Source organism: Burkholderia lata, from assembly GCF_902499335.1.
Classification (GTDB): domain Bacteria; phylum Pseudomonadota; class Gammaproteobacteria; order Burkholderiales; family Burkholderiaceae; genus Burkholderia; species Burkholderia lata_B.
In genome coordinates this window covers 486262-506982 of the sequence record NZ_CABVQK010000002.1, presented here as the reverse complement: position 1 = coordinate 506982, position 20721 = coordinate 486262, and the positions used below count along the sequence as shown (strand labels likewise).

The 20721-nt window shown below is 67.5% G+C and carries 20 protein-coding genes; 14 read left to right on the top strand and 6 right to left on the bottom strand.

The features are described 5' to 3' along the window. Positions 1–99 precede the first annotated feature (99 nt). On the top strand, positions 100–615 hold the full coding sequence (locus BCO18175_RS06605) for a MarR family winged helix-turn-helix transcriptional regulator (RefSeq protein WP_174979964.1): 516 nt from the start codon (positions 100–102) through the stop codon (positions 613–615). A 242-nt stretch (positions 616–857) separates the two neighbouring features. Here BCO18175_RS06605 and BCO18175_RS06600 read toward each other — a convergent pair whose 3' ends face one another. The 4 genes from BCO18175_RS06600 to BCO18175_RS06585 form a co-directional block, all read right to left on the bottom strand. Next, positions 858–1241 carry an ATP-dependent protease gene (locus tag BCO18175_RS06600; protein ID WP_174979963.1) on the bottom strand — a complete coding sequence of 128 codons (384 nt, stop codon included), beginning with the start codon at positions 1239–1241 and terminating at the stop codon, positions 858–860. 374 nt (positions 1242–1615) lie between these two features. After that, entirely contained in the window at positions 1616–2320 is a 705-nt protein-coding gene (locus BCO18175_RS06595; protein ID WP_174979962.1) for a glutathione binding-like protein, read from the bottom strand. A 181-nt stretch (positions 2321–2501) separates the two neighbouring features. Then, positions 2502–3626, bottom strand: a complete 1125-nt coding sequence (locus BCO18175_RS06590; RefSeq protein WP_174979961.1) for a porin — start codon at positions 3624–3626, stop codon at positions 2502–2504. A 234-nt stretch (positions 3627–3860) separates the two neighbouring features. Beyond that, entirely contained in the window at positions 3861–6563 is a 2703-nt protein-coding gene (locus BCO18175_RS06585; RefSeq protein WP_174979960.1) for a LuxR C-terminal-related transcriptional regulator, read from the bottom strand. 243 nt (positions 6564–6806) lie between these two features. On the opposite strand from BCO18175_RS06585, the gene BCO18175_RS06580 reads away from it, so the two are divergent. From BCO18175_RS06580 to BCO18175_RS06555, 6 genes are all read left to right on the top strand, one after another. Further along, positions 6807–7739: a universal stress protein gene (locus BCO18175_RS06580; protein ID WP_174979959.1), complete on the top strand. Its 933-nt coding sequence runs from the start codon at positions 6807–6809 to the stop codon at positions 7737–7739. A gap of 18 nt (positions 7740–7757) precedes the next feature. Continuing rightward, the gene (locus BCO18175_RS06575) at positions 7758–8738 is read left to right on the top strand and encodes a quinone oxidoreductase family protein (RefSeq protein WP_174979958.1); all 981 of its coding nucleotides are present in this window, start codon (positions 7758–7760) and stop codon (positions 8736–8738) included. Positions 8739–8748: 10 nt separating this feature from the next. Then, positions 8749–9597, top strand: coding sequence for a TauD/TfdA dioxygenase family protein (locus tag BCO18175_RS06570; RefSeq protein WP_174979957.1), 849 nt, complete (start codon positions 8749–8751; stop codon positions 9595–9597). A gap of 120 nt (positions 9598–9717) precedes the next feature. Then, a complete protein-coding gene (locus tag BCO18175_RS06565; protein WP_174979956.1) occupies positions 9718–10773 on the top strand; it encodes a 3-keto-5-aminohexanoate cleavage protein in 1056 nt (351 codons plus the stop codon). A 163-nt stretch (positions 10774–10936) separates the two neighbouring features. Beyond that, complete coding sequence (locus tag BCO18175_RS06560; RefSeq protein WP_174979955.1) at positions 10937–12265, top strand: MFS transporter; 1329 nt, start codon at positions 10937–10939, stop codon at positions 12263–12265. A 16-nt stretch (positions 12266–12281) separates the two neighbouring features. After that, positions 12282–12875: an RBBP9/YdeN family alpha/beta hydrolase gene (locus BCO18175_RS06555; RefSeq protein ID WP_174979954.1), complete on the top strand. Its 594-nt coding sequence runs from the start codon at positions 12282–12284 to the stop codon at positions 12873–12875. 74 nt (positions 12876–12949) lie between these two features. On the opposite strand, the gene BCO18175_RS06550 is transcribed toward BCO18175_RS06555, so the two are convergent. After that, on the bottom strand, positions 12950–13282 hold the full coding sequence (locus BCO18175_RS06550; protein ID WP_174979953.1) for a hypothetical protein: 333 nt from the start codon (positions 13280–13282) through the stop codon (positions 12950–12952). 156 nt (positions 13283–13438) lie between these two features. Between BCO18175_RS06550 and BCO18175_RS06545 the strand changes: the two genes are divergently transcribed. The 6 genes from BCO18175_RS06545 (at position 13439) to BCO18175_RS06520 (ending at position 19674) form a co-directional block, all read left to right on the top strand. Continuing rightward, positions 13439–14578, top strand: coding sequence for a lipid II-degrading bacteriocin (locus tag BCO18175_RS06545; protein ID WP_174979952.1), 1140 nt, complete (start codon positions 13439–13441; stop codon positions 14576–14578). Positions 14579–14982: 404 nt separating this feature from the next. Next, entirely contained in the window at positions 14983–16149 is a 1167-nt protein-coding gene (locus tag BCO18175_RS06540) for an ABC transporter substrate-binding protein (RefSeq protein WP_174979951.1), read from the top strand. A 49-nt stretch (positions 16150–16198) separates the two neighbouring features. Further along, complete coding sequence (locus tag BCO18175_RS06535) at positions 16199–17284, top strand: ABC transporter ATP-binding protein (protein WP_174979950.1); 1086 nt, start codon at positions 16199–16201, stop codon at positions 17282–17284. Positions 17285–17321: 37 nt separating this feature from the next. Beyond that, the gene (locus BCO18175_RS06530) at positions 17322–18191 is read left to right on the top strand and encodes an ABC transporter permease (RefSeq protein ID WP_174979949.1); all 870 of its coding nucleotides are present in this window, start codon (positions 17322–17324) and stop codon (positions 18189–18191) included. After that, positions 18191–19114 (top strand): ABC transporter permease, encoded by a 924-nt coding sequence (locus BCO18175_RS06525; protein WP_174979948.1) that lies wholly within the window; start codon positions 18191–18193, stop codon positions 19112–19114. The genes BCO18175_RS06530 and BCO18175_RS06525 overlap by 1 nt, the downstream gene beginning before the upstream one ends. A 122-nt stretch (positions 19115–19236) precedes the next feature. After that, a complete protein-coding gene (locus BCO18175_RS06520; RefSeq protein WP_174918810.1) occupies positions 19237–19674 on the top strand; it encodes a hypothetical protein in 438 nt (145 codons plus the stop codon). 58 nt (positions 19675–19732) lie between these two features. On the opposite strand, the gene BCO18175_RS06515 is transcribed toward BCO18175_RS06520, so the two are convergent. Then, the gene (locus tag BCO18175_RS06515) at positions 19733–20023 is read right to left on the bottom strand and encodes a DUF4148 domain-containing protein (RefSeq protein ID WP_174918809.1); all 291 of its coding nucleotides are present in this window, start codon (positions 20021–20023) and stop codon (positions 19733–19735) included. A 219-nt stretch (positions 20024–20242) separates the two neighbouring features. Between BCO18175_RS06515 and BCO18175_RS06510 the strand changes: the two genes are divergently transcribed. Further along, positions 20243–20455, top strand: a complete 213-nt coding sequence (locus BCO18175_RS06510; protein WP_059585338.1) for a hypothetical protein — start codon at positions 20243–20245, stop codon at positions 20453–20455. The last annotated feature ends 266 nt before the right edge of the window (positions 20456–20721 follow it).

Below are 20721 nucleotides of genomic sequence, written 5' to 3'. Positions count from 1 at the left end.
GGGTGAGGCGCTGCGCGTTTTTCATGTAAAGTATCTCGACATCAAGATAAACGCCGATTTATCTCGACGTCAAGATAACTGCCAAGCCGAGGAGGGTTAATGGATCGAGCCGCGCATGCGCTCGCACAATGGCGCGCCGAGCGTCCGGATCTGGACGCGTCGTCGATGGTGGTGATGGGGCGGTTGCAGGAAGCGGCGCTCGTGATCGCGCGCGACCGGCTCAATCCGCTGTTCGCGCGCTACGGGATGCAGCCGGGAGAATTCGACGTGCTCGCCACGTTGCGGCGCGGCGGGGCGCCGTTCGCGCTGACGCCGACGGCGCTGTACGACGCGCTGATGATGTCGTCGGGCGGGATGACCGCGCGCATCGACCGGCTGCAGAAAGCCGGCTGGGTGGAGCGCCGGCCGAACCCGGCCGACGGGCGCGGCACGCTCGTCGCGCTGACGGAGACGGGCCGCGCACTGATCGACGAGGCGGTCGTCGCGCACATCGACAATCAGCGCGCGCTGCTGGCCGTGCTGTCGGATGCGGAACAGGCGCAGCTGTCGCAGCTGCTGGGAAAGGTGCTGGCTGGGCTGGAAGACGCGGCGCCGAAAGGGGCGGACGGCGAGTAGTGCCGCCGGATGCGTGATGCAGACGCACGTGGCGGGCAACAGGAATGCTTCGTGAATTTTCGTGGACGTCGCTTGCCGACCCGGTGCTGCCGGTCGAGCTGTTGCACCTCCGACGGCAAATGTCAGCGCACAACGGTCACGCGTTCCGACGATCCGAGAGCTTGTCCTCCGTTAGCGGCTCGGTTGCAGCAACCGGGAGCCCGGCGCACCACGTGACTGACGACCCCAAGGGCAAGCAATGATCAGAGATCGCCGCGCACTTCACCGGTTCCCAGCGCGCTCCGCTGCCGGTTGACTTCCGCCCAAAGCTCATCGCTATCGTCTTCGCGCAGCACGACCATCCCGTCCAGCTGATCGTCGGTCACGCCGAAGTATTCCAGGATTTCCCGGCGGACGGCATCGACGAACTGCGCGTATTCCGGGGTTGCCTGGGCCTGCGCGTGCAAGGCGTCGTATTCTGCATCGTCCGCGCCGCCGCCGTGCTCGTCGATATAGCGCGAGATCCACTGGTCTCGTTCGTGGTCGTAGTCGGCCTCGGCGCGCATCGCCTGCACAGCCGTGTATAAATCCAATTGGGCAAACGCGGCGATCGCCGCCGTCGTTGCCGCGTCGAATGTAGTCGTCATTCCATTTCTCATGTCGGTCATCGCACATCGTCGCACGGGCCGCACCCGGGCAGGTGCGTCGAATCCCCACGGCGCAACACGCCGCCTGGCGCCGACGTCTGGTCAGAGCGAAGGCCCCATGATCGGGAGGTTCACACCTGCCGGTGCGCCACGCAATGGGGCCGCCCGGGCAACAGGGCGCTCATTTTGCCGCATTGCAGCCCGGCGATGAAAACAACCGGGCGCGGCAGAGCGCTCAACACGTTTCGAGCGTATCGCCGCAAGCGCCACGCCGGCACCTGAGCGCCCATGCGGGCGCCGGTCGTGAACGGCTCGTGCATGGGCCGACTCGAACGGTCACCCTTGGGCGGCGGCCGGTGCGCTTGCGTGGCCGATCAGCCTCGTGCCGGGATATTGAGCCCGCGCGCGACAGCCGGACGCGCAACGAACGCGTCGAGCACCCGCTTGACGTTCCGGAATTCGCTGAAGCCGACCAGGTCGCCCGCTTCGTAGAAGCCGACGAGGTTGCGCACCCACGGGAAGATCGCGATGTCGGCGATCGTGTAGGTATCGCCCATCACCCACTGGCGGTTCGCGAGATGCGCGTCGAGCACGCCGAGCAGGCGCTTCGATTCGTCGACGTAGCGGTCGCGCGGGCGCTTGTCCTCGTAGTCGCGGCCGGCGAACTTGTGGAAGAAGCCGACCTGGCCGAACATCGGCCCGATGCCGCCCATCTGGAACATCACCCACTGGATCGTCTCGTAGCGACCCGCGAGATCCTTCGGGATCAACTGGCCCGTCTTGTCCGCGAGATAGATCAGGATCGCGCCCGATTCGAACAGCGGCAGCGGCTTGCCGTCCGGGCCGTTCGGATCGATGATCGCCGGGATCTTGTTGTTCGGGTTCAGCGACAGGAACGCGGGCGACAGCTGGTCGTTCGTGTCGAAGCGCACGAGGTGCGGCTCGTACGGCAGGCCGGTTTCCTCGAGCATGATCGATACCTTGACGCCGTTCGGCGTCGGCAGCGAGTAGAGCTGGAGACGGTCGGGATGCTGGGCCGGCCACTTTTGCGTGATCGGGAAGGCGGACAGGTCGGGCATGAAGGTTCGCTCGTCGAAGTGAATGTTCCGCGTTCCGTCCCTACCGCCGCGCGCGCCACGGCTCATGGCGCGACGGCGGGCGGAGCGCGCCGAAAACGCCCACTGTAGCCGATCCCGCGGATCGATGCAGGCGGTGGCCACGCGCGACCGCCGCTGCATCGCCAGGCGCAGCCGCCCATCGTCAGAAGTTGTGGCGCAGCCCGATCATCGCGGCCGTCGTGCCCACGCCCGGCGCGACCGGCTGCCCGTACACGAGCATCTGGTCCATCGTGCCGCGGTTGTTCACGTGGCCGACCTGCGCATAGACCATCGTCCGCTTCGACAGGCTGTAGTCGGCCGCGAGCACGACCGCCGTCGAGCGGTTTTCGGACTGGTTGCGGTCCTTCAGGTAATACACCGCGGACGTCACCTGCAACGCGGGTGTGAAGCGATAGCCGATACCGGCCGACAGCATGTCGAGGTTCACCTTGTCCGCATGCGACGGATTCCTGCCGTTGCCGTACGACGCCGACACCGAGAAATCGTGGATCGTGTATTTCGCGCCGACGTAGAGGAAGCGGTTGTTGTCGACGCCGGTCGGCGCGACGCCCGGCGCCGGGCTCGTGTCGTGGCCGTTGTAGTAGGCGGCCGATGCGTTCAGCCCGTAGTTCGCATACCTGAGCACGACCGATTCGCGCGTGCCGCCCTGGAACTGCCCGGCCACGCCGCCCGGCGCGTATTCGAGCGCGATCGACGCGCCCGCGAAGGTCGGCGACTGGTAGACGAGCGCATTGCTGTCGTACAGCGCGCCGATCGCTGCGTTGGTGCTCGTGCCCGACCAGCCGGCCGCCGTGTTCAGGCCGAGCCACGCGATCAGCACGCTGCCGAAGAACTGCGCGTTGCGCACGTCGGTGTCGGCCATCGCGTAGATCATCGGCACGATCTGGCGGCCGGCCGTGAACGTGCCGAACGGGCCCGACACGCCGAGCGACGCGACCTGGTTGAAGATCGCGACGGCGCCCGGCGTATCGCTCAGCTGCAGCTTGCCGGTGCCGCTGTCGAACGAACCCTGCAGCTTGAAGTTGACCTTGTAGCCGCCGCCGATGTCCTCGCTGCCCTTGATCCCCCAGAAGCTCGAGTAGATGCCGCCGTCCTTCATGCGGAACACCTTGCCCGTATTCGGCGCGGTCGGGCTGAACGACGCCGCCGACGTGCTCTGGTACAGCAGGCCCGAGTCGATCACGCCGTAGAGCGTGACGGAGGATTGCGCGTGCGCGAGTGCCGAACAGCCGGCAAGCGCCGCGAGCGCGGCCAGTTTCGTCTTCATGAAGTCTCCAGGGTCGTATTGGACCGGACGGGATCGAGCCAGTCCGGGTAAAGCGGGGAAGCAAGGAGGCTGGCGGGAAGGTGTGACAGGCGACGCCCGCGTGAGCCATGCGGAAAGACTACGCACCGGCGGGCGGCCGCTCCCCCCCATGCGCGGGGGGCAGGGTTGCGGAGAATCGGAGGAAGGAAGGCGGGCGCGGCTGCACGCCCGATTCGCGAAACCGGCGTTACAACGCTAGGGCGCGTTTTCGAGGAGACCCAGCACCAGCGCGCGGCGCACCGCATGCTTGCGCGAGCTGGCGTCGAGCTTGCCGAACAGGTTCTTCAGGTGCCACTTCACGGTTTCCTCGCCGACGGCGAGCGCCACCGCGATCTCCTTGTTCGACAGGTTGCGCGCGAGCAGCTCGAGAATCGCGCGCTCCTTCGGCGTCAGCACGACGCTCGGCACCGCGCGCGGGCTGGCCGCGACGCGCGGGGCGGGCGGCACGATGCGCGGCTGCGGCAGCGCATGCCGCGCGGGGCCGGCGCCGGCGGCCGCTTCGTCGCCCGCGCGGCGCGCCCAGTCGGCGATGGCCGGATGTGCGTCGGCAAGCGTGCGCGTCAGGCCGAACAGGTCCGCGAGGTTCATCGCCTCGTCGAGCAGCGCGCGGCCGGCGCCGCCCGACTGTTCGAGCGCGAACGCGCTGAGCGCCATGATTTCGATGCGTGCCTGCCCCATGCTCATTTCGCGGGCCAGCACCGCTGCTTCGTCGAGCGCCGCGCTCGCGTCGTCCCAGCGGCGCGCGGCGAGTGCCGCGCCCGCATGCGCGGTCGCCTGCAGCAGCACGACGGGGCGCCGCCACAACGGCCCGTGCGACGGAAACTCGGCCGCGGCGATCGCATCGATCCGCTCGACGAGCGCATGGCAGGTCGCCTCGCGATAGCGCGCCGCGTGAATGCGCACCTGCTCGGCGAGACTCGCGACCGACAGGCGCGGCAGGCGCCGCGCGACACCCATTGCGTCGAGCGCTTCGAGCAGGTCGATCGCGCGGTGCTCGACGCCGCGCAGCAGCGCGATGCGCGCGGCGGTGCGATAGCCGAGCAGCACGGTATCGGGCGTGCCCGAGTGTTCGAGCACGTCGAGCCGGTTCGCGAGCAACGCGGCGGCCTGGTCGACGCGGTCGGCCTCGTACGCGAGCGCCGCGCACATCGCCGCGAGCATGCAGGTGAGTGGATGGCGGCGTCCGAGATCGGCTTCCGCACGCGCCAGCGCCGGCGACAGCGCGTCGTCGGCCAGCCTGACCTGGCCTTCGCGCAGGTAGCTCAGGCCCGTGATCAGCTCGCCCCAGCGCGCGACATAGCCGAACCCGGCCGCCGTCTCGCCGCGCGGCGCCGCGTGCTGGAAACGGCGTGCCTGCGCCGGTTCGCCGACGATGATCGCGCGCGCCGACAGCCGGTTCGCGTGCATCTGCGCGAGCCATGTCGCCGCCGGCGGCGCGAAGTCGGCCCACGGCTCGAACAGCTCGACGAAGCGGTCGATTTCGTCGGCGTAATACGCGGCCGCGCTGAGGATCAGCGCGCATTCGTAGCGCATCGCCGCGGGCGTACCGCCATCCGCGAGGATGCCCGCGATCTGGCGCTGCGCCTCGACATGGCGCTCGCCGAGCGCCAGCGCCCACGCGACCGCGACGCGCAGCGTCGGACGCTTGTCGAGCTCCGCATCGGGCAGCAGCGCGAGCCAGTCGAGCACGTCGTTGATACGGCCCTGCTTGATCGCATCCTCGAGACAGCGCTGCGCGAGCGCATACGCCACCTCGAACTGGCCGGCCGCGTACGCATGGCGGGCGGCTTCCTCGGTCATCCCGTGCGCGTCGAGCCACGCGGCCGCACGCGCATGCAGCGCGTTGCGCTCGGTTTCCGGGCTCGCGGCCAGGCGGTCGCGCAGCGTGTCGCGCACGAGCGGATGCAGCCGGCACCAGTCCGAATCGTCCGACGCAATGAACAGCGGCGTGTCGCGGGCGAGCCGCGCGAGACGATCGGGCGCGTTCGCGTCGTCGAGCAGCGCCGCGCACAGCGACGGATGCAGGCGGTCGGCGACGCTCGTGCGCGTCAGGAACGCGGTGTCGTCGGCCGACAGGTTCGTGAGCAGCAGCTCGACCAGCCGGTCGCGCGTGCCGTCCATGCGGGCGGCGAGCGCGTCGACCGCCTGGCGCGGATCGGCCGAGCGCGCCATCGCGACCATCGCGAGCTGCAGGCCGAGCGGCCAGCCGTCGACGCGTTCGAACAGCCGCGCGCACGCGTCGGCGTCGACCCGCTGCGCGAAGCGCGCGCCGACCAGCGCGATCGTCTCGTCGAGCGTGAAGCGCAGCCAGTCGGGGCCCGCGAGCGTGCATTGCCCGCCGGCGAGCAGGTCGCCGGCCACATGATCGAGCCCGCGCCGCGCGGCGACGACGACATGCAGGTTTTGCGGCGAGTTGTGCAGCACGTAGGTCAGCGCGTCGAGGCCGGCGGGTGGCAGGCGCTCTGCATCGTCGACGATCAGCAGCGCATCGATCGACAGTTGCGCGACCTCGGCCAGCCACGCGGTCACGCCCTCCAGCGCACGCGCCGCGTCGGCCGCGCCGACCGGGATCAGGCGCCCGAAGCCGGGCCGCGCGCAGCCGGTCCGCACCGCCTGCACGAGCCCCTGCAGCAACCGCGCCGCATCGTCGCGCTCGTCGGCCGACAGCCACACGACCGCGCGGCCGAGCGCGAGGGTTTCGCGGCGCCATTGCGCGAGCAGCGACGTCTTGCCGTAACCGGCCGGCGCCTGCATGAGCGTGACCGGCCGGCCGTCGAAAGCGGGCGCGGCGAGGCTCAGCCGCGCGCGGGCCAGCAACTGCGCGGGCACGCGCGGCGCGGTCGTCTTCAGGACCAGTTCGGTGGGAGGCGCGTCGGCGCGATCGGGTGGGTGGGCCATCGGGGCAGCAGTCGGAATCCGGCGGTGCCGTGCGGGCCAGCGTCCGGGGTGGGCGTGGGGGGAAGGATCGGCCGAACCGCGTTCGCGCGTCAATCCCCCCCGCGACGAGTGGGGCCGCGCCGGCACCGCATCGATAGCATGGGTTCCGATGCATGACGAACACCACGAGGAGCCCACCCATGAACATCGTATCGACCGGCACGCGGCGCAGCGCGCCGCTCGCCGGATAAGCGGAGCGGCGCGATGTACCGCCATCTGCTCGTGACGGTCGACGGCACGCCCGGCGGCATCGACGCGATCGGCCATGCGCTCGAGCTGGCGCGTGCGGTCGGCGCCCGGGTCACGTTCATGCTGCCCGGCGCCGCGCCGGACTCGCGTTTATCCGGAGCGCGGCTGCCGGAGCACGGTGCGAAAGTGGAAGCCGCCGCGCGGGCGCAGGGGTTGTCCCATGCGATCGCGGGGGCCGGCCATCCGGCGGCCGGTGACGTCGAACCCGGCGCGCTTGCGGCCGAACTCGGCTGCGACCTGATCGGCGTCGCGGCGCTGCCCCACGATGCCGACGCGGCCGCCTGTGCGCAACGGCGGCACCTGCTCGCGACGAGCGGTGTGCCGGTGCTCGTGTGCACGTCGCGGCGAACGCCCGCCGAGGCGCGCGTGATGGCGCGTTGCCTCGATGCGCACCGCGCGGTCGGCCGGTTGCTGCATGCGCTGATGGCGTCCGGCGCTAACGCGGACGTGTACGTGCCGCAACAGCAAGCGGCCGACATGCAGGATGCGCTGGCATCGCTCGCCGCACTGCAGCGCGCCCGTGTCGGCACGGCCGCTGAAGCGCGCCTGTTCGCGGCATTGCGCGCCCGTGCGGAGTGTGTCGCGGCCGAACTGGACGAACTCGACCGCCAGGGTCAGCGCGACGCGCAAGCGCTCGATGCGCTCGTGCGGATCGCCGCGGACGGGCTGCCGTCGGCCGCGTTCGACACGGCGCTCGCCCGCTATGCGTACGGCGCGTTCGAGCAGATGGGGCGAATGGAAGGCGTGATTTTCCCGGCCGCGCGACGCTATCTCGGCAACGCGGACTGGGCCGGACTGGATGAATCGCTGGCGGACGGCGCAGCCGCGACGCCGCCACGCACGAACGAACCGAACGAACCCGACGATGCGCGACGCGCATCCGACTGACACCCTACGGAGAACAACATGGCACATGCAGTGCGATTTCACGAAACCGGCGGCCCCGAGGTCCTGCGCTGGGAGGAAGTCGACGTCGGCGACCCGGGCCCCGGCCAGGTACGCCTGCGGCACGACGCGGTCGGCCTGAATTTCGCCGACACGTACTTCCGCAGCGGCCTGTATCCGGTGCCGCTGCCTGCCGGCCTCGGTGTCGAGGCGGCCGGTGTGGTCGAGGCCGTCGGACCCGGCGTGACGAACGTCGCCGTCGGCGACCGCGTGACCTACACGGGCTTCCTGAACACGCTCGGCGCATACAGCACCGAACGGCTGATCCCCGCCGCGCCGCTCGTGCGGCTGCCGTCCGGCATTTCGTGCGAAACGGCTGCCGCGATGACGATGCGCGGCCTGACGTCCGCCTACCTGCTGCGCCGCATCCACGCGTTCGCACCGGGCGACACGATCCTGCTGCACGCGGCCGCCGGCGGCGTCGGGCTGATCGTGTCGCAATGGGCGAAGCTGCTCGGGCTCACGGTGATTGGCACGGTATCCAGCGAGCACAAGGCCGAGATCGCCCGCGCGCACGGTTGCGACCATACGATCGACTACAGCCGCGAGGACGTCGCGAAACGTGTGCGCGAACTGACCGACGGTGCAGGCGTCGACGTCGTGTTCGACAGCGTCGGCAAGGACACCTTCGAAGGCTCGCTCGATTCGCTGAAGCGGCGCGGGCTGATGGTGTGCGTCGGCACCGCGTCGGGCCCGATCCCGCCGTTCGATCCGCAGCGCCTCGCGATGAAGGGCTCGCTGTACCTGACGCGCCCGGCGCTGGCCGACTACATCGCCGATCCGGCCGAAAAGAACGACCTGGCCGGCGAATTGTTCGCACATGTCGCGGCCGGCCGGATCAGGATCGAGATCAACCAGCGCTATGCGCTGCAGGACGCCGCGCAGGCACACCGCGATCTCGAATCGCGCAAGACGACCGGTTCGTCGGTGTTCATCGTCTGAGGAGACGCGCATGCGAGTCGAACCCCTGACCTGCGCGATTGGCGCGGAACTGCTGGATGTGAGCCTCGCCGACGCCGTGCACGACGACGGCCTGTTCGCCGAGATCCGCGCGCAACTTCTGCGGCATCGCGTGCTGTTCCTGCGCGACCAGGACATCACGCGCGCCGAGCACGTCGCGTTCGCACGGCGCTTCGGCGAGCTCGAGGATCATCCGGTGGCCGGCAGCGATCCCGAGCACCCGGGGCTCGTGCGGATCTACAAGTCGCCCGACCAGCCGAACGACCGCTACGAGAATGCGTGGCACAGCGATGCGAGCTGGCGCGTGGCGCCGCCGTTCGGCTGTGTGCTGCGCTGCATCGACGGTCCGCCGGTTGGCGGCGACACGATGTGGGCGAACATGGTGCTCGCCTACGAGCGCCTGCCGGAACACGTGAAGCAGCAGATCGACGACTTGCACGCGCGCCACAGCATCGAGGCGAGCTTCGGCGCGGCGATGCCGATCGACAAGCGCCTCGCGCTGAAGGCGCAGTACCCGGACGCCGAGCATCCGGTCGTGCGCACGCATCCCGAAACGGGCGAGAAGGTGCTGTACGTGAATGCGTTCACCACGCATTTCACGAACTTCCACACGCCGGCGCGCGTGCGGGTCGGGCAGGACGCGAACCCCGGCGCCGGCCAGTTGCTGCAGTACCTGATCAGCCAGGCCTACATCCCCGAGTACCAGGTGCGCTGGCGCTGGAAGAAGAACAGCGTCGCGATCTGGGACAACCGCAGCACGCAGCACTACGCGGTGATGGACTACCCGCCGTGCGTGCGCCGGATGGAGCGCGCGGGCATCGTCGGCGACGTGCCGTTCTGAGCGCGCCCGCACCGTAACCGATCCCTGAAAAACCATGCAACGCGCCGGGCATCCCGCTCGGCGCGGCGGGATACGCACGCCCGTACGCCCGAAATACAACGATTTCCACTGGAGGACGACATGCAATTTCTCGACGATTCGCTGCACCCGGAAAACCAGGACAAGGTGGTCATCACGGTCGCGCCGTACGGCCCCGAATGGATGCCGGCCGATTTTCCGGAAGACATTCCGGTGACGATGGACGAACACGTGCAGAAGGCCGTCGACTGCTACAACGCGGGGGCGACGGTGCTGCACATGCATGTGCGCGAGCTCGACGGCAAGGGCAGCAAGCGGCTGTCGAAGTTCAACGAGCTGCTCGGCCGGCTGCGCGACGCGGTGCCCGACATGATCCTGCAGGTGGGCGGTTCGATCTCGTTCGCACCGGAAGGCGAGGGGGCGGACGCGAAATGGCTGTCCGACGACACGCGCCACATGCTCGCCGAGCTGACGCCGAAGCCCGACCAGGTGACGGTTGCGATCAACACCGTGCAGATGAACATCACCGAGCTGATGAACCGCCAGGACATCGCCGGCACGTCGCTGAACGAAGCCGCGTTGTGGGACGCGTACCGCGAGATGACCGTGCCGGCCGGCCCCGGCTGGGTCGATGAGCACCTGCGCCGCCTGCAGGCGGCCGGCATCCAGCCGCATTTCCAGCTCACCGGCATGCATGCGCTCGAAACGCTCGAACGGATCATCCGCCGCGGCGTCTATCGCGGCCCGCTGAACGTCACGTGGGTCGGCATCGGCGGCGGCTTCGACGGCCCGAACCCGTACAACTTCATGGAGTTCGTGCGGCGTTGCCCGGACGGCGCGTGCATCACGCTCGAATCGCTGATGAAGAACGTGCTGCCGATCAACACGGTCGCGATGGCGTTGGGCCTGCATCCGCGCTGCGGGATCGAGGACACGATCATCGACCAGAAGGGCAACCGGATGACGTCGGTGCAGCAGGTCGAGCAGTGCGCACGGATCGCGCGCGAACTCGGCCGCGACATCGCGACCGGCAAGGAGGCGAAGGCGATCTACCGGATCGGCGTGCAGTACGACGGCATCGACGAGACGCTGGCGCACCTCGGGATGGCGCCGAACCGCCGGCCGGGCCAGATGAACGTGCCGCTGCGGGCCGCCTGACGCGCCGCGCATCCGGGCAAGCGGCCGTCGCGGCCGCCGCCCGCCGATCGTTGTGGCGTGGCACCCATCCCTGCGCATGGCGCGGGGGATGACTCCGGCCAACGGAGCGGGGCCACGCAAGCCGCGCCGGAGCACGACCGCTCCGGTGCCGGAGGAGACACGCATGCTGATCCATCATGTCGAGCCGTCGATGCAGGACGTCGCCGCCGCCGGCCGGCGCGCGCCAGCGTATGCGTGGCTCGTGTTCGGGCTGACCGTCGGCCTGCTGCTGTCGGACTACATGTCGCGGCAGGTGCTCAACGCGGTGTTCCCGCTGCTCAAGCACGCGTGGGCGCTGTCGGACACGCAGCTCGGTTCCCTGTCCGGCGTCGTCGCGCTGCTGGTCGGGCTGCTGACGTTTCCGCTGTCGGTGCTCGCCGACCGCTTCGGGCGCGTGCGCAGCATCGTGCTGATGGCCGCGTTGTGGAGCGTCGCGACGCTCGGCTGCGCGCTGTCGACCAACTACACGGAGATGCTCGTCGCGCGTGGCCTCGTCGGGCTCGGCGAAGCCGCGTACGGCAGCGTCGGCGTCGCGCTGATCCTCAGCATCTTTCCGGCCCGGCTGCGCGCGACGCTGACCGGCGCGTTCATGGCCGGCGGCGCGTTCGGTTCGGTGTTCGGGATGGCGCTCGGCGGGCTGGTCGGCGCGCATCTCGGCTGGCGCTGGTCGTTCGGCGTGATGGCCGCGCTCGGCATCGTGCTGCTCGTCGCGTATCGCTGCGTCGTGACCGAACGACGGCTCGCCGCCTATCGCATCGAATCGTGCCGGCGCGACGCCGGCACACCGCACGACCTGCGCGGCAGCGTGCGCGCGCTGATGTCGGGGCTGTTCGCGTCGCGTTCGGTGATCTGCGCGTATCTCGGCAGCGGGCTGCACCTGTTCGTGCCGGGCGCGCTGTTCGCGTGGCTGCCGAGCTACCTGAACCGCTACTACGCGATGGCACCCGACCGCGCGGCCGTGCTCGCGGCCGGCTGCGTGCTGCTCGCGGGCGTCGGGATGGTCGGCTGCGGAATCGTCACCGACCGCGTCGGCAAGACCGACGGCAAGCGCAAGTGGCTGACCGCGATCGCGTATTGCGTGCTCACGGGCGTGTGCCTCGCGATTGCGTTCCGGCTGCCGCCCGGGCCGCTGCAGCTCGCGCTGATCTGCGCGGGGATGCTGGTCGGTGCGGGCGCGTCCGGTGCGTCGGGCGCGATGGTCGCGAACCTGACGCCGGCCGCGATCCACGCATCGGCGTTTGCCACGCTCACGCTCGCGAACAACCTGCTCGGCATGGCGCCGGGCCCGCTGCTGACGGGGTGGGTCGCCGATCGCGCCGGGCTCGTCGGCGCGCTGCAATGGATTCCCGTCGTGCCGCTCATGGCCGCCGTGCTGTTCGCCATCGGACGCGCGAGCTATGTGGCCGACCTCGCGCGCGTCGAACGCGAACGGCGCGCATCCCACCTTTCCTGAACGCTTCGGAGACTGCATGACCCTGACGACCGCACCCACCATCCTGATCGTGCCCGGCTTGCGCGATCACGTCGAAGACCACTGGCAGACGCACCTCGAACGGCGCCTGCCGAACGCGCGCTCGGTCGCGCCGCTCGAGGCCGACAAGCTGAGCCGCGCCGCACGCGTCGCGGCGCTCGATGCGGCGCTGGCCGGAATCGACGGCCCCGTGATCCTCGTCGCGCACAGCGCGGGCGTGATGATCACCGTGCACTGGGCGCGACAGGCCACGCGCAAGATTCACGGCGCGCTGCTCGCGGCGCCGGCCGATCTCGAGTCGCCGATGCCCGCCGGCTATCCAACGCCCGATGCGATCGACGCGAACGGCTGGACGCCGTTACCGACCGAACGGCTGCCGTTTCCGAGCATCGTCGCCGCGAGCCGCAACGATCCGCTCGCGCGCTTCGAACGCGTCGAGGCGCTGGCGGCCGGGTGGGGCAGCAAGCTCGTCGATCTGGGGGAGGTCGGGCACCTGAACCCGGCGTCCGGGTATGGCGAGTGGCGGGATGCGGAGCGGCTGATCGGGGAGGTGGCGGCGTCAAGCAAAAGCGGCGCGCCCTTGACGGGTTGATACGCCTGCGTCGTTTGCCGGCCTTCGGCCGTCACCGGCGGGCAGCAGTGACGTGCGCAATTCCGATTGCCATGCTAACTGGCGGAGCGCTTTCGCCCGCAATGCCGAGCCATCCAGATTGCGGCCTGGACCAGAGAACCGGCCAGGACGCACAAGATCCCCGCGCTCGTCATCACCATCCCCAGCGACGTCAACGCCGTGGCGTCGGGTGATCGCCTGGCGATATCGATGGTAATGGCCGTGCCCAACACCATCACCGACGCACATCCGATCCAGTAAATCCGAGCCGCGAGCGTCGGCCGTGCCCGATTGCGCCGGAATGCACAAAACAACGCATAACCAAGACTAAACAAATAGACCAGTGCCGGGATGCCGATGGATAAAAACCACGCTTTTGTCATCTCCATTTCACAAACACTCCCATGACTCAAAATCCGGATTTTCCGTGAATTGAAAACCATCCGAAACCAAACCGCTCGGCACTTCGATTTTTCTTTAACCTTCTTTTACCTTACATTAACCTTCGGATTCCTGTCAAATCAACTTGTCTAGGAACTACCGCTATGGATAAGAAGTCGTCAAGAAATGTATGGCCGGTCGATACCAATCACATCCGGCGTCTCATGTTGCTTGCGTCCGGGTCGGCATCGCTGGTGGGGCTCTTGAAATCGGCAAAAAGTTTCGCGGCGGGCGACCCCACGTTGCCCGCGATCACGGTCTCGACGTCTCCCATTACGGACCCTTATTATCCCGGGTCCGGAACGTTGGGAACCGGCGAAGTCGTTCCGTTCCGATTGCCCCCCGTGCTGACGAACGGCAACATCACCGGACCGGTATTTAAAGTCGGCGATTTCTTTCTGGTCAACGGCAAGAAAATACTCGATGCCATCGAACGCGGTGATTCCACCGGCGCCCTGGTCGAATTTGCCACCGGGTTGCAGAACGCCACGGAAGCCGCCGTGCGCTCTCAGGCAGCAGTTTATGGACTGATGACCGAGTGGCTTGCAGACCGTGGTTATATCAATCAACCCGGCGCAACTGAATATGCGTTTACGAACACTGGAAGCATGAGCACGCTGTTCGGTACCTTCAGCACTTGGTATTTCAGTCATCTTCCTTCGCGACCACCAACCGAGTTCAAGTTCTATGGCACGCCGTTCATGTCCATTGCGGCGATCTACTACTGGATGGCGGGTGACGGCACCTCGCGAACCATGAATATCTCGTCCCTCAATTTGAAAATGAGCCTGGATGATTTCGGCCCGATAAAAAGGGCGGTAGAAAATCCGGCATACGGTCCAGGAACCTATCCGTTCGACGCCGAGTTTTCGACCAATTTGTTCGATCACCAGACCAAGGACCTTTGGGCAGCCGGTGTGATCGGTCGAGTGGGTGGGCGGGTAAGCGGAACTTTGGAAGTAGGCGCAACCGGAGAGTATGTTTTTAACGGCAGCTTTTCGCTGAACCCGGACCGATACAAAGCATACGATTCAAATCGGACAATCACCCAGGAAGCGCTCACCAAATTTCTCGGCCTGCTCGGCACTTTTGGACACAAGGATTACGACATTCTCTTCACCGGCAGTCAGAATATACAGTTCAGTGGAAAGAAACCTGTCGCCTATCAGCAGCCTGCCAACCCGGGGGATGCCGTTCATCGCCCCTCATTCGGCGGCCGCCAGCGGCCTCCCATGAACCCGTAAACATCTCTGCATCGGGAATCACCAGTCGTAGTGCGATCGAATTGATGAATAGGGTCGCCCTATGGCTGGAACCTGCCGGCGCCTTGGTGTCCAACCGCCCGGGCCAATCGCCATCAACGCTTCGTCATGCCCGAAGCTGCCGGATTTCAATCCATATCGGATGCTCGTCGATCCTCCCTCATCAGAATTGACCCCGTCGAGATATGACGTCACAAGACACTTCGTCTCCCGTCAATGATCCGCTGACCCAAGCCGCCCGGTAATCAGATTGCCATCCGTCAGAAGGGCGTTTGTCAGGGAAAGTCCCGCCCCGCACGCCGTGGTTTTTTGTTGACCGACATCGTATAACGCCGTCATGATTTCCTGAAAAGAAAGGTCCCATCCACCGACCGAAGTGAGGAGACATGAACGCCACCAAGATCGCTCGCCGTGTCCGCCGGATCGCACTCGCCTTGGGCTTCACGCTGTCTGCCACAGCCGCCGTTGCCGCCCCCGTATCGCTGAACATCGTCGATGTCGCGGGCAACCTGCAGCTCACGCAGAAGGCCATCGAAGCCTTCCGCGACAAGAACCCGAACCTCGTGTCGAACGTCACGTTCACGAACGCGCCCGCGCCGCAGTTGCCGGGCAAGATCAAGGCGATGCAGGCGGCGGGGCGCGCCGACATCGACCTCGTGCTGACGGGCACCGACGCGCTGGCCGCCGGCACCGAGCAGAACCTGTGGCAGAAGCTGCTGCCCGACGACGCGGCCGCGCTTCCCGGCGTGCTCGACAAATACGCGCCCGGCCCGCGCAAGATGCAGGATCTCGCGCAGGGCTACGGCCTCGAAGTCACCTACATGCCGGCCGGCCCGCTGCTCGAATACAACCCGGCGAAGGTCAGCAACCCGCCGAAGACGCCCGATCAGCTGCTCGCATGGTGCAAGGCCCACCCGAACAAGCTGATCTATGCGCGCCCGGCGAACTCGGGCCCCGGCCGCACGTTCCTGATGGGGCTGCCGTACGTGCTCGGCGACAAGAATCCGCAGGATCCGATCAACGGCTGGGACAAGACCTGGGCGTTCCTCAAGGCACTGAACGACTGCGTCCCGTACTACCCGGGCGGCACGTCGGCGGTGATGAAGGAGCTCGGCGAGGGCACGCGCGACATGACCGTGACCGTCACCGGCTGGGACCTGAACCCGCGCGCGCTCGGCATCGTGCCGGCCGAGTTCAGGATCCAGGCATTCGACAACATGACGTGGGTGAACGACGCGCACTACATGGTGATCCCGAAGGGCGTGCCGAAGGAAAAACTCGACGTGCTGTTCAAGCTGATGAACTTCCTGCTCGAACCCGCGCAACAGGCGATGACCTACGACGACGGCTACTTCTATCCGGGCCCGGCCGTGAAGGGCGTGACGCTCGAGATGGCGCCCGCGCACAGCCAGGAGGTGGTCCGCAAGTTCGGCCGTCCCGAGTACGCGAAGCTGCTCGCTGAGCGCCCGCACGTGCAGCCGCTCAGCGCGCAGGCGATGGTCGCCGCGTTCCAGAAATGGGATCGCGAGATCGGTTCGCAGAAGTCGAAGTGACGCATGAACCGGCGGGCGCCGCGGCGCCCGCGTCGATGGAGTTCGCGCAATGAAGCACAGTTTCGAACGGCTGCGCCTCGATGGCGTGTGCCGCAGCTTCACCAATGCGGAAGGCGCGCAGGTCGCCGCACTGAACGGGCTCGATCTCGAGATCCGGCGCGGCGAATTCATCGCGCTGCTCGGCCCGTCGGGCTGCGGCAAGTCGACCGCGCTCAACTGCATCGCGGGGCTGCAGCCGCTCACGAGCGGCGGCATCTGGCTCGACGACACGCGCATCGACGTGCTGCCGCCCGAGCGCCGCGGCTTCGGGATGGTGTTTCAGAACTACGCGCTGTTTCCGCACATGTCGGTGCTCGACAACGTCGGCTTCGGCCTCAAGATGCGCGGCGTGCCGAAGCAGGAAACGCGGCGGCGCGCGCAGCAGGCGCTCGAACTCGTGCAGCTCGTCGGCCACGAGGGCAAGCTGCCCGGGCAACTGTCGGGCGGGCAGCAGCAGCGCGTCGCGATCGCACGCGCGATCGTGATCGAGCCGCCGCTCGTGCTGATGGACGAACCGCTGTCGAACCTCGACACGAAGCTGCGCATCGAGATGCGCGCCGAGATCCGCCGCATCCATACGCAGCTCGAACGCGCGACGATCTACGTAACGCACGACCAGGACGAGGCGCTGTCGATGGCCGACCGCATCGTCGTGATGAAGGAGGGCGTCGTGCAGCAGGTCGCGACGCCGAAGGACGTCTATACGCGCCCGCACAACCTGCACGTCGCGCGCTTCATGGGTTATCGCAACGTGCTGCCGTTCACGCTCGAAGGGATGGCTGGTGATTACATAAAGATCGCGGCCGGCGGTGTGCAGCTCACCGGTGTGCCGATGGCCAGCTTCGATGCGAAAGACGTTACCGTCGCGCTGCGGCCCGACGACATCGAGCGGGCAGACGATACGGGCGACAACACGAACGCGTTCGACGCAACCGTCGAAACGGTCGAGTACGGCGGCCGCGATTCGCTGATCCGCGCGGTCACGCCGTTCGGCGCGATCTGGGCGCGCGTGGCCGGCGAATTCGCGGAAGGCGAGCCGCTGAGGTTGCGCGTTGCGCCGTCACGCACGCTCGTCTATCCGGGAGCGCCGACATGAGCGGCGTGGCCGCAGCGCGGTTACACCGGGAGGCCGCATGAGCACGCTCCCGGCCGGCACGCCGCGCGACACGAAAGCCTGGCTCGTCACGCCCGCGCTCGCGTTCATCGTCGCGCTGTTCATCTATCCGTTCGCGTACGGCCTCGTGCTGTCGTTCCAGCCGATGAACGGCGGCGGCGCGCTCGCGAACTACGTGCAGTTCTTCACCGACACGGCCATGTGGCCGACCGTGCTCGTCACGCTGAAGCTCGCGGTGCCGGCGACGCTGCTCAACGTCGGCATCGCGGTGCCCGTCGCGTTCGCGTTGCGCCGCCATTCGCCGTACCAGAAGTTCGTCACGACGCTGCTCGTGATTCCCGTCACGCTCGGCACGGTGCTCGTCGCCGACGGGATGCTCACGTACTTCGGGCCGAACGGCTGGTTCCCGCAGGCGCTGCAGGGGCTGCACCTGTACACCGACGAAGTGCGCCTCACGCACAACTACTGGGGCGTGCTGCTGTCGCTGATCGTGTCGGGCTTTCCGTTCGCGTTCCTCCTGATGCTGTCGTACATCAGCGGCATCGACCCGACGCTCGCGCGCGCGGCCGCGACGCTCGGCGCGAACCCGTGGCAGCAGTTCCGGCAGATCTACCTGCCGCTGCTCGTGCCGGGGCTCACGATGGCCGCGTGCCTGTCGTTCGTGCAGGCGTTCTCGGTGTTCCCGTCGGCCGTGCTGCTCGGCGCGCCGGCCGGGCCCACGCGCGTGATCTCGATCGCCGCGGCGGAAGCCGCGTTCGAGAGCTACGACTATTCGCTCGCATCGGCGATCGCGATCGTGATGGGTTTCGTGCAGTTGCTGGTGGTCGCGTCGATGCTCGGCGCGCGCCGCTTCTTCTATACCGGCGCGGTGACGGGAGGCAAGGGCTGATGGCGACCGACAATCATGCCGCCCGCACCTGGCCGCCGAAGCACGACGCGCCCGATGCGCGGCCCGTCGACGCGAGGAAACCGCAGAAGATGACAAGCAATCTCGCCGGCCGCGCATGGAAGGCGCTCGTGTGGGGGCTGATGGCGTTCTTCCTGCTGAACGTGATGCTGCTGATCGCGACCGTCGCGGTGAACTCGATCGCGACCCGCTGGTTCGGCACGCCGTTGCCGCAGGGCTTCACGCTGCACTGGTATGCGAAGGCGTGGGAGGACTTCCAGCTCGCGAGCGTACTGTGGGTGACCGTCGAAGTCGTCGGCGCGGTCGTGCTGCTGTCGATCGCGCTCGGCGTGCCGGCCGCGTACGCGCTTGCGCGCGTGCAGTTTCGCGGCAAGCGCTTCGCGCTGCTGGTGTTCCTGCTGCCGCTGATGGTGCCGCCCGTCACGTACGGGATCCCGATGGCCACCGTGATGTACAAGGTCGGGCTCGCGGGCACGCTGCCCGGCGTGATCCTCGCGAACCTCGTGCCGGCGCTGCCGTTCGTGATCCTCGTGATGACGCCGTTCATCGAGCAGATCGACCCGAATCTCGAGTCCGCTGCGCGCATCTTCGGCGCGAACACGTGGCGCTATTTTCGCTACGTGCTGCTGCCGCTGCTGGTGCCCGGCATGCTCGCGGCCGGGCTGCTCGTGCTGGTGCGCACGATCGGGATGTTCGAGCTGACCTTCTTCACCGCGGGGCCGAGCACGCAGACGCTCGTCGTCGCGCTGTATTACGCGGTGTTCTCGACCGGCGTGCGCGCGCCGCAGTCGATCGACGCGATGGCGATGATCTACATGGCCATCACGCTCGTGTGGGTCGTGATCGCGCTGCAGTTCGTGAGCCCGACGCAGCTCGTGAGCCGCGTGAAGCAGGAGCGGCAATAGGCGAGGGCGACACACGGGCACGCGATGCCGCTTGCGTATCCGTGCAATTGGTTACAAATGGATACCGCGCACGACGCGCGGACGTTGCAGACTACGCGGCGTTCACCCGATAACGGATATCCATGAAGTTCCACACGCTGCTGACACTCGCCGGTGCATCGACGCTGCTGGCCGCCTGCAACCTGCTCCACGACGGCCCCGGGTCGAGCGACGTCGACGCCGCCGTGCGCCGCGCGCTCGAGGCGGAAAACCACGGCGGCCTGAACGCGCTGTTCGGCCAGCCGCTGCCCGTCTCGGCCGATGTCGTGTCGGCGAAGCCCGACGGCGACTGCAAGAAGCTCGGCGACCGCACCTACTCGTGCGACGTCGTGGTCACGTGGCGCAATGCCGACTACAAGCCTTCGCGCGCGAACCTGACCTTCGTGAAGGCCGCCGACGGCTCGTGGCAGACGTCCGGCGTCGACGCGGCGCTCGTGACGGGCACCGCGAAATCGCTGATCGACAGTATCGGCAAGGCGTTGCCGGGCAACGCGGCGAGCGGCGCGTCGGCGCCGCAGTAATCTGGCGCCACGCCATCGACCGCGTGGCCGCGAGCACCGGGGCGGGAGCAGGGACGCGTCAGCGCCCGCGACCGACCTGGCCGGACACGGTTGCCGGCAGCGCCGGACGGCCGGACGCGGTCGACGCACCGGCGTCCGCGCCGATACCCGACGATTGCGCGACGCGTGCTTCGGCCGCCTGGATATCCTCCGGGTACTGGCCTTTCAGCGGCTTGTAGCCGGCCTGTTCGAGCTGGCGCAACTGCGCGACGACTTCACCGCGCGTAACAGGGCCATTGGTCTGCGCAAACGACACGGCGGGCGCCGCGATCGCGGCGGCGAGGACGAGCAGGGAAAGGGCGGTTTTCATCTTCAGGATCTCCGAAAAGGACAGGGTGGCCGGCACGGTACGGACACCGCAACCGGTCGACCCATCTTGTTCGAGCGTCGCTTAAGCGCGGATTAACGGAGAAAAAGGGTGCGAGCACCTGGCCCGATCTCGATTGAAGGCATCCTCGGTATGCGGGCTGACTTATAGGGAAAACCCTTATTTCGAGATATAATAACGGCCTAAGAGATAGGTCGAACCATGCCTGAACGTTTCCAAGCCCTTGAAAAATTTGTGTTTTCCCTCGTCGTGATGTCCGCGGTCGTGTGCTCGGCATTCCTCGCATACGAGCGTCACCCCGAGATCAAGATCGCGCTGCACGAAGGCGAAGCGCTGATGCGCGAGAGCGCCAAGTACTCGGTCATTTGCTCGCCGTCCAAGGTCGATCCTTGCGTCGAGATGTCTGCTTACTGAAATTCGCGTCGATAGCAGTGCGCTGCTATCGAAACGGACGGCTTTTTGCATTCGTCCCATTCAGTTTCAGACTCGCCCTGCAGCGTCGGCAGCCCGGATTCCTTGCAGTAGAACCCGCCAGGAATTCGAAACCGTCCGCAAGACAGGGCGGATGCACGAACCCGTCACGTGCCGAGTCACTGGCGTAAGCAGCCCCCGAATTCAGCCGGCCCCGCCTCGAGCCATCGAGCGGGGCCGTTCTGTTTGCGCGGTTCAAATGACCGCCC

Excerpts from the sequence above, each read along its gene's own strand:
- BCO18175_RS06605 (WP_174979964.1), top strand. The coding sequence starts at position 100 with ATGGATCGAGCCGCGCATGCGCTCGCACAATGGCGCGCCGAGCGTCCG.
- BCO18175_RS06600 (WP_174979963.1), bottom strand. The coding sequence starts at position 1,241 with ATGACGACTACATTCGACGCGGCAACGACGGCGGCGATCGCCGCGTTT.
- BCO18175_RS06595 (WP_174979962.1), bottom strand. The coding sequence starts at position 2,320 with ATGCCCGACCTGTCCGCCTTCCCGATCACGCAAAAGTGGCCGGCCCAG.
- BCO18175_RS06590 (WP_174979961.1), bottom strand. The coding sequence starts at position 3,626 with ATGAAGACGAAACTGGCCGCGCTCGCGGCGCTTGCCGGCTGTTCGGCA.
- BCO18175_RS06585 (WP_174979960.1), bottom strand. The coding sequence starts at position 6,563 with ATGGCCCACCCACCCGATCGCGCCGACGCGCCTCCCACCGAACTGGTC.
- BCO18175_RS06580 (WP_174979959.1), top strand. The coding sequence starts at position 6,807 with ATGTACCGCCATCTGCTCGTGACGGTCGACGGCACGCCCGGCGGCATC.
- BCO18175_RS06575 (WP_174979958.1), top strand. The coding sequence starts at position 7,758 with ATGGCACATGCAGTGCGATTTCACGAAACCGGCGGCCCCGAGGTCCTG.
- BCO18175_RS06570 (WP_174979957.1), top strand. The coding sequence starts at position 8,749 with ATGCGAGTCGAACCCCTGACCTGCGCGATTGGCGCGGAACTGCTGGAT.
- BCO18175_RS06565 (WP_174979956.1), top strand. The coding sequence starts at position 9,718 with ATGCAATTTCTCGACGATTCGCTGCACCCGGAAAACCAGGACAAGGTG.
- BCO18175_RS06560 (WP_174979955.1), top strand. The coding sequence starts at position 10,937 with ATGCTGATCCATCATGTCGAGCCGTCGATGCAGGACGTCGCCGCCGCC.
- BCO18175_RS06555 (WP_174979954.1), top strand. The coding sequence starts at position 12,282 with ATGACCCTGACGACCGCACCCACCATCCTGATCGTGCCCGGCTTGCGC.
- BCO18175_RS06550 (WP_174979953.1), bottom strand. The coding sequence starts at position 13,282 with ATGGAGATGACAAAAGCGTGGTTTTTATCCATCGGCATCCCGGCACTG.
- BCO18175_RS06545 (WP_174979952.1), top strand. The coding sequence starts at position 13,439 with ATGGATAAGAAGTCGTCAAGAAATGTATGGCCGGTCGATACCAATCAC.
- BCO18175_RS06540 (WP_174979951.1), top strand. The coding sequence starts at position 14,983 with ATGAACGCCACCAAGATCGCTCGCCGTGTCCGCCGGATCGCACTCGCC.
- BCO18175_RS06535 (WP_174979950.1), top strand. The coding sequence starts at position 16,199 with ATGAAGCACAGTTTCGAACGGCTGCGCCTCGATGGCGTGTGCCGCAGC.
- BCO18175_RS06530 (WP_174979949.1), top strand. The coding sequence starts at position 17,322 with ATGAGCACGCTCCCGGCCGGCACGCCGCGCGACACGAAAGCCTGGCTC.
- BCO18175_RS06525 (WP_174979948.1), top strand. The coding sequence starts at position 18,191 with ATGGCGACCGACAATCATGCCGCCCGCACCTGGCCGCCGAAGCACGAC.
- BCO18175_RS06520 (WP_174918810.1), top strand. The coding sequence starts at position 19,237 with ATGAAGTTCCACACGCTGCTGACACTCGCCGGTGCATCGACGCTGCTG.
- BCO18175_RS06515 (WP_174918809.1), bottom strand. The coding sequence starts at position 20,023 with ATGAAAACCGCCCTTTCCCTGCTCGTCCTCGCCGCCGCGATCGCGGCG.
- BCO18175_RS06510 (WP_059585338.1), top strand. The coding sequence starts at position 20,243 with ATGCCTGAACGTTTCCAAGCCCTTGAAAAATTTGTGTTTTCCCTCGTC.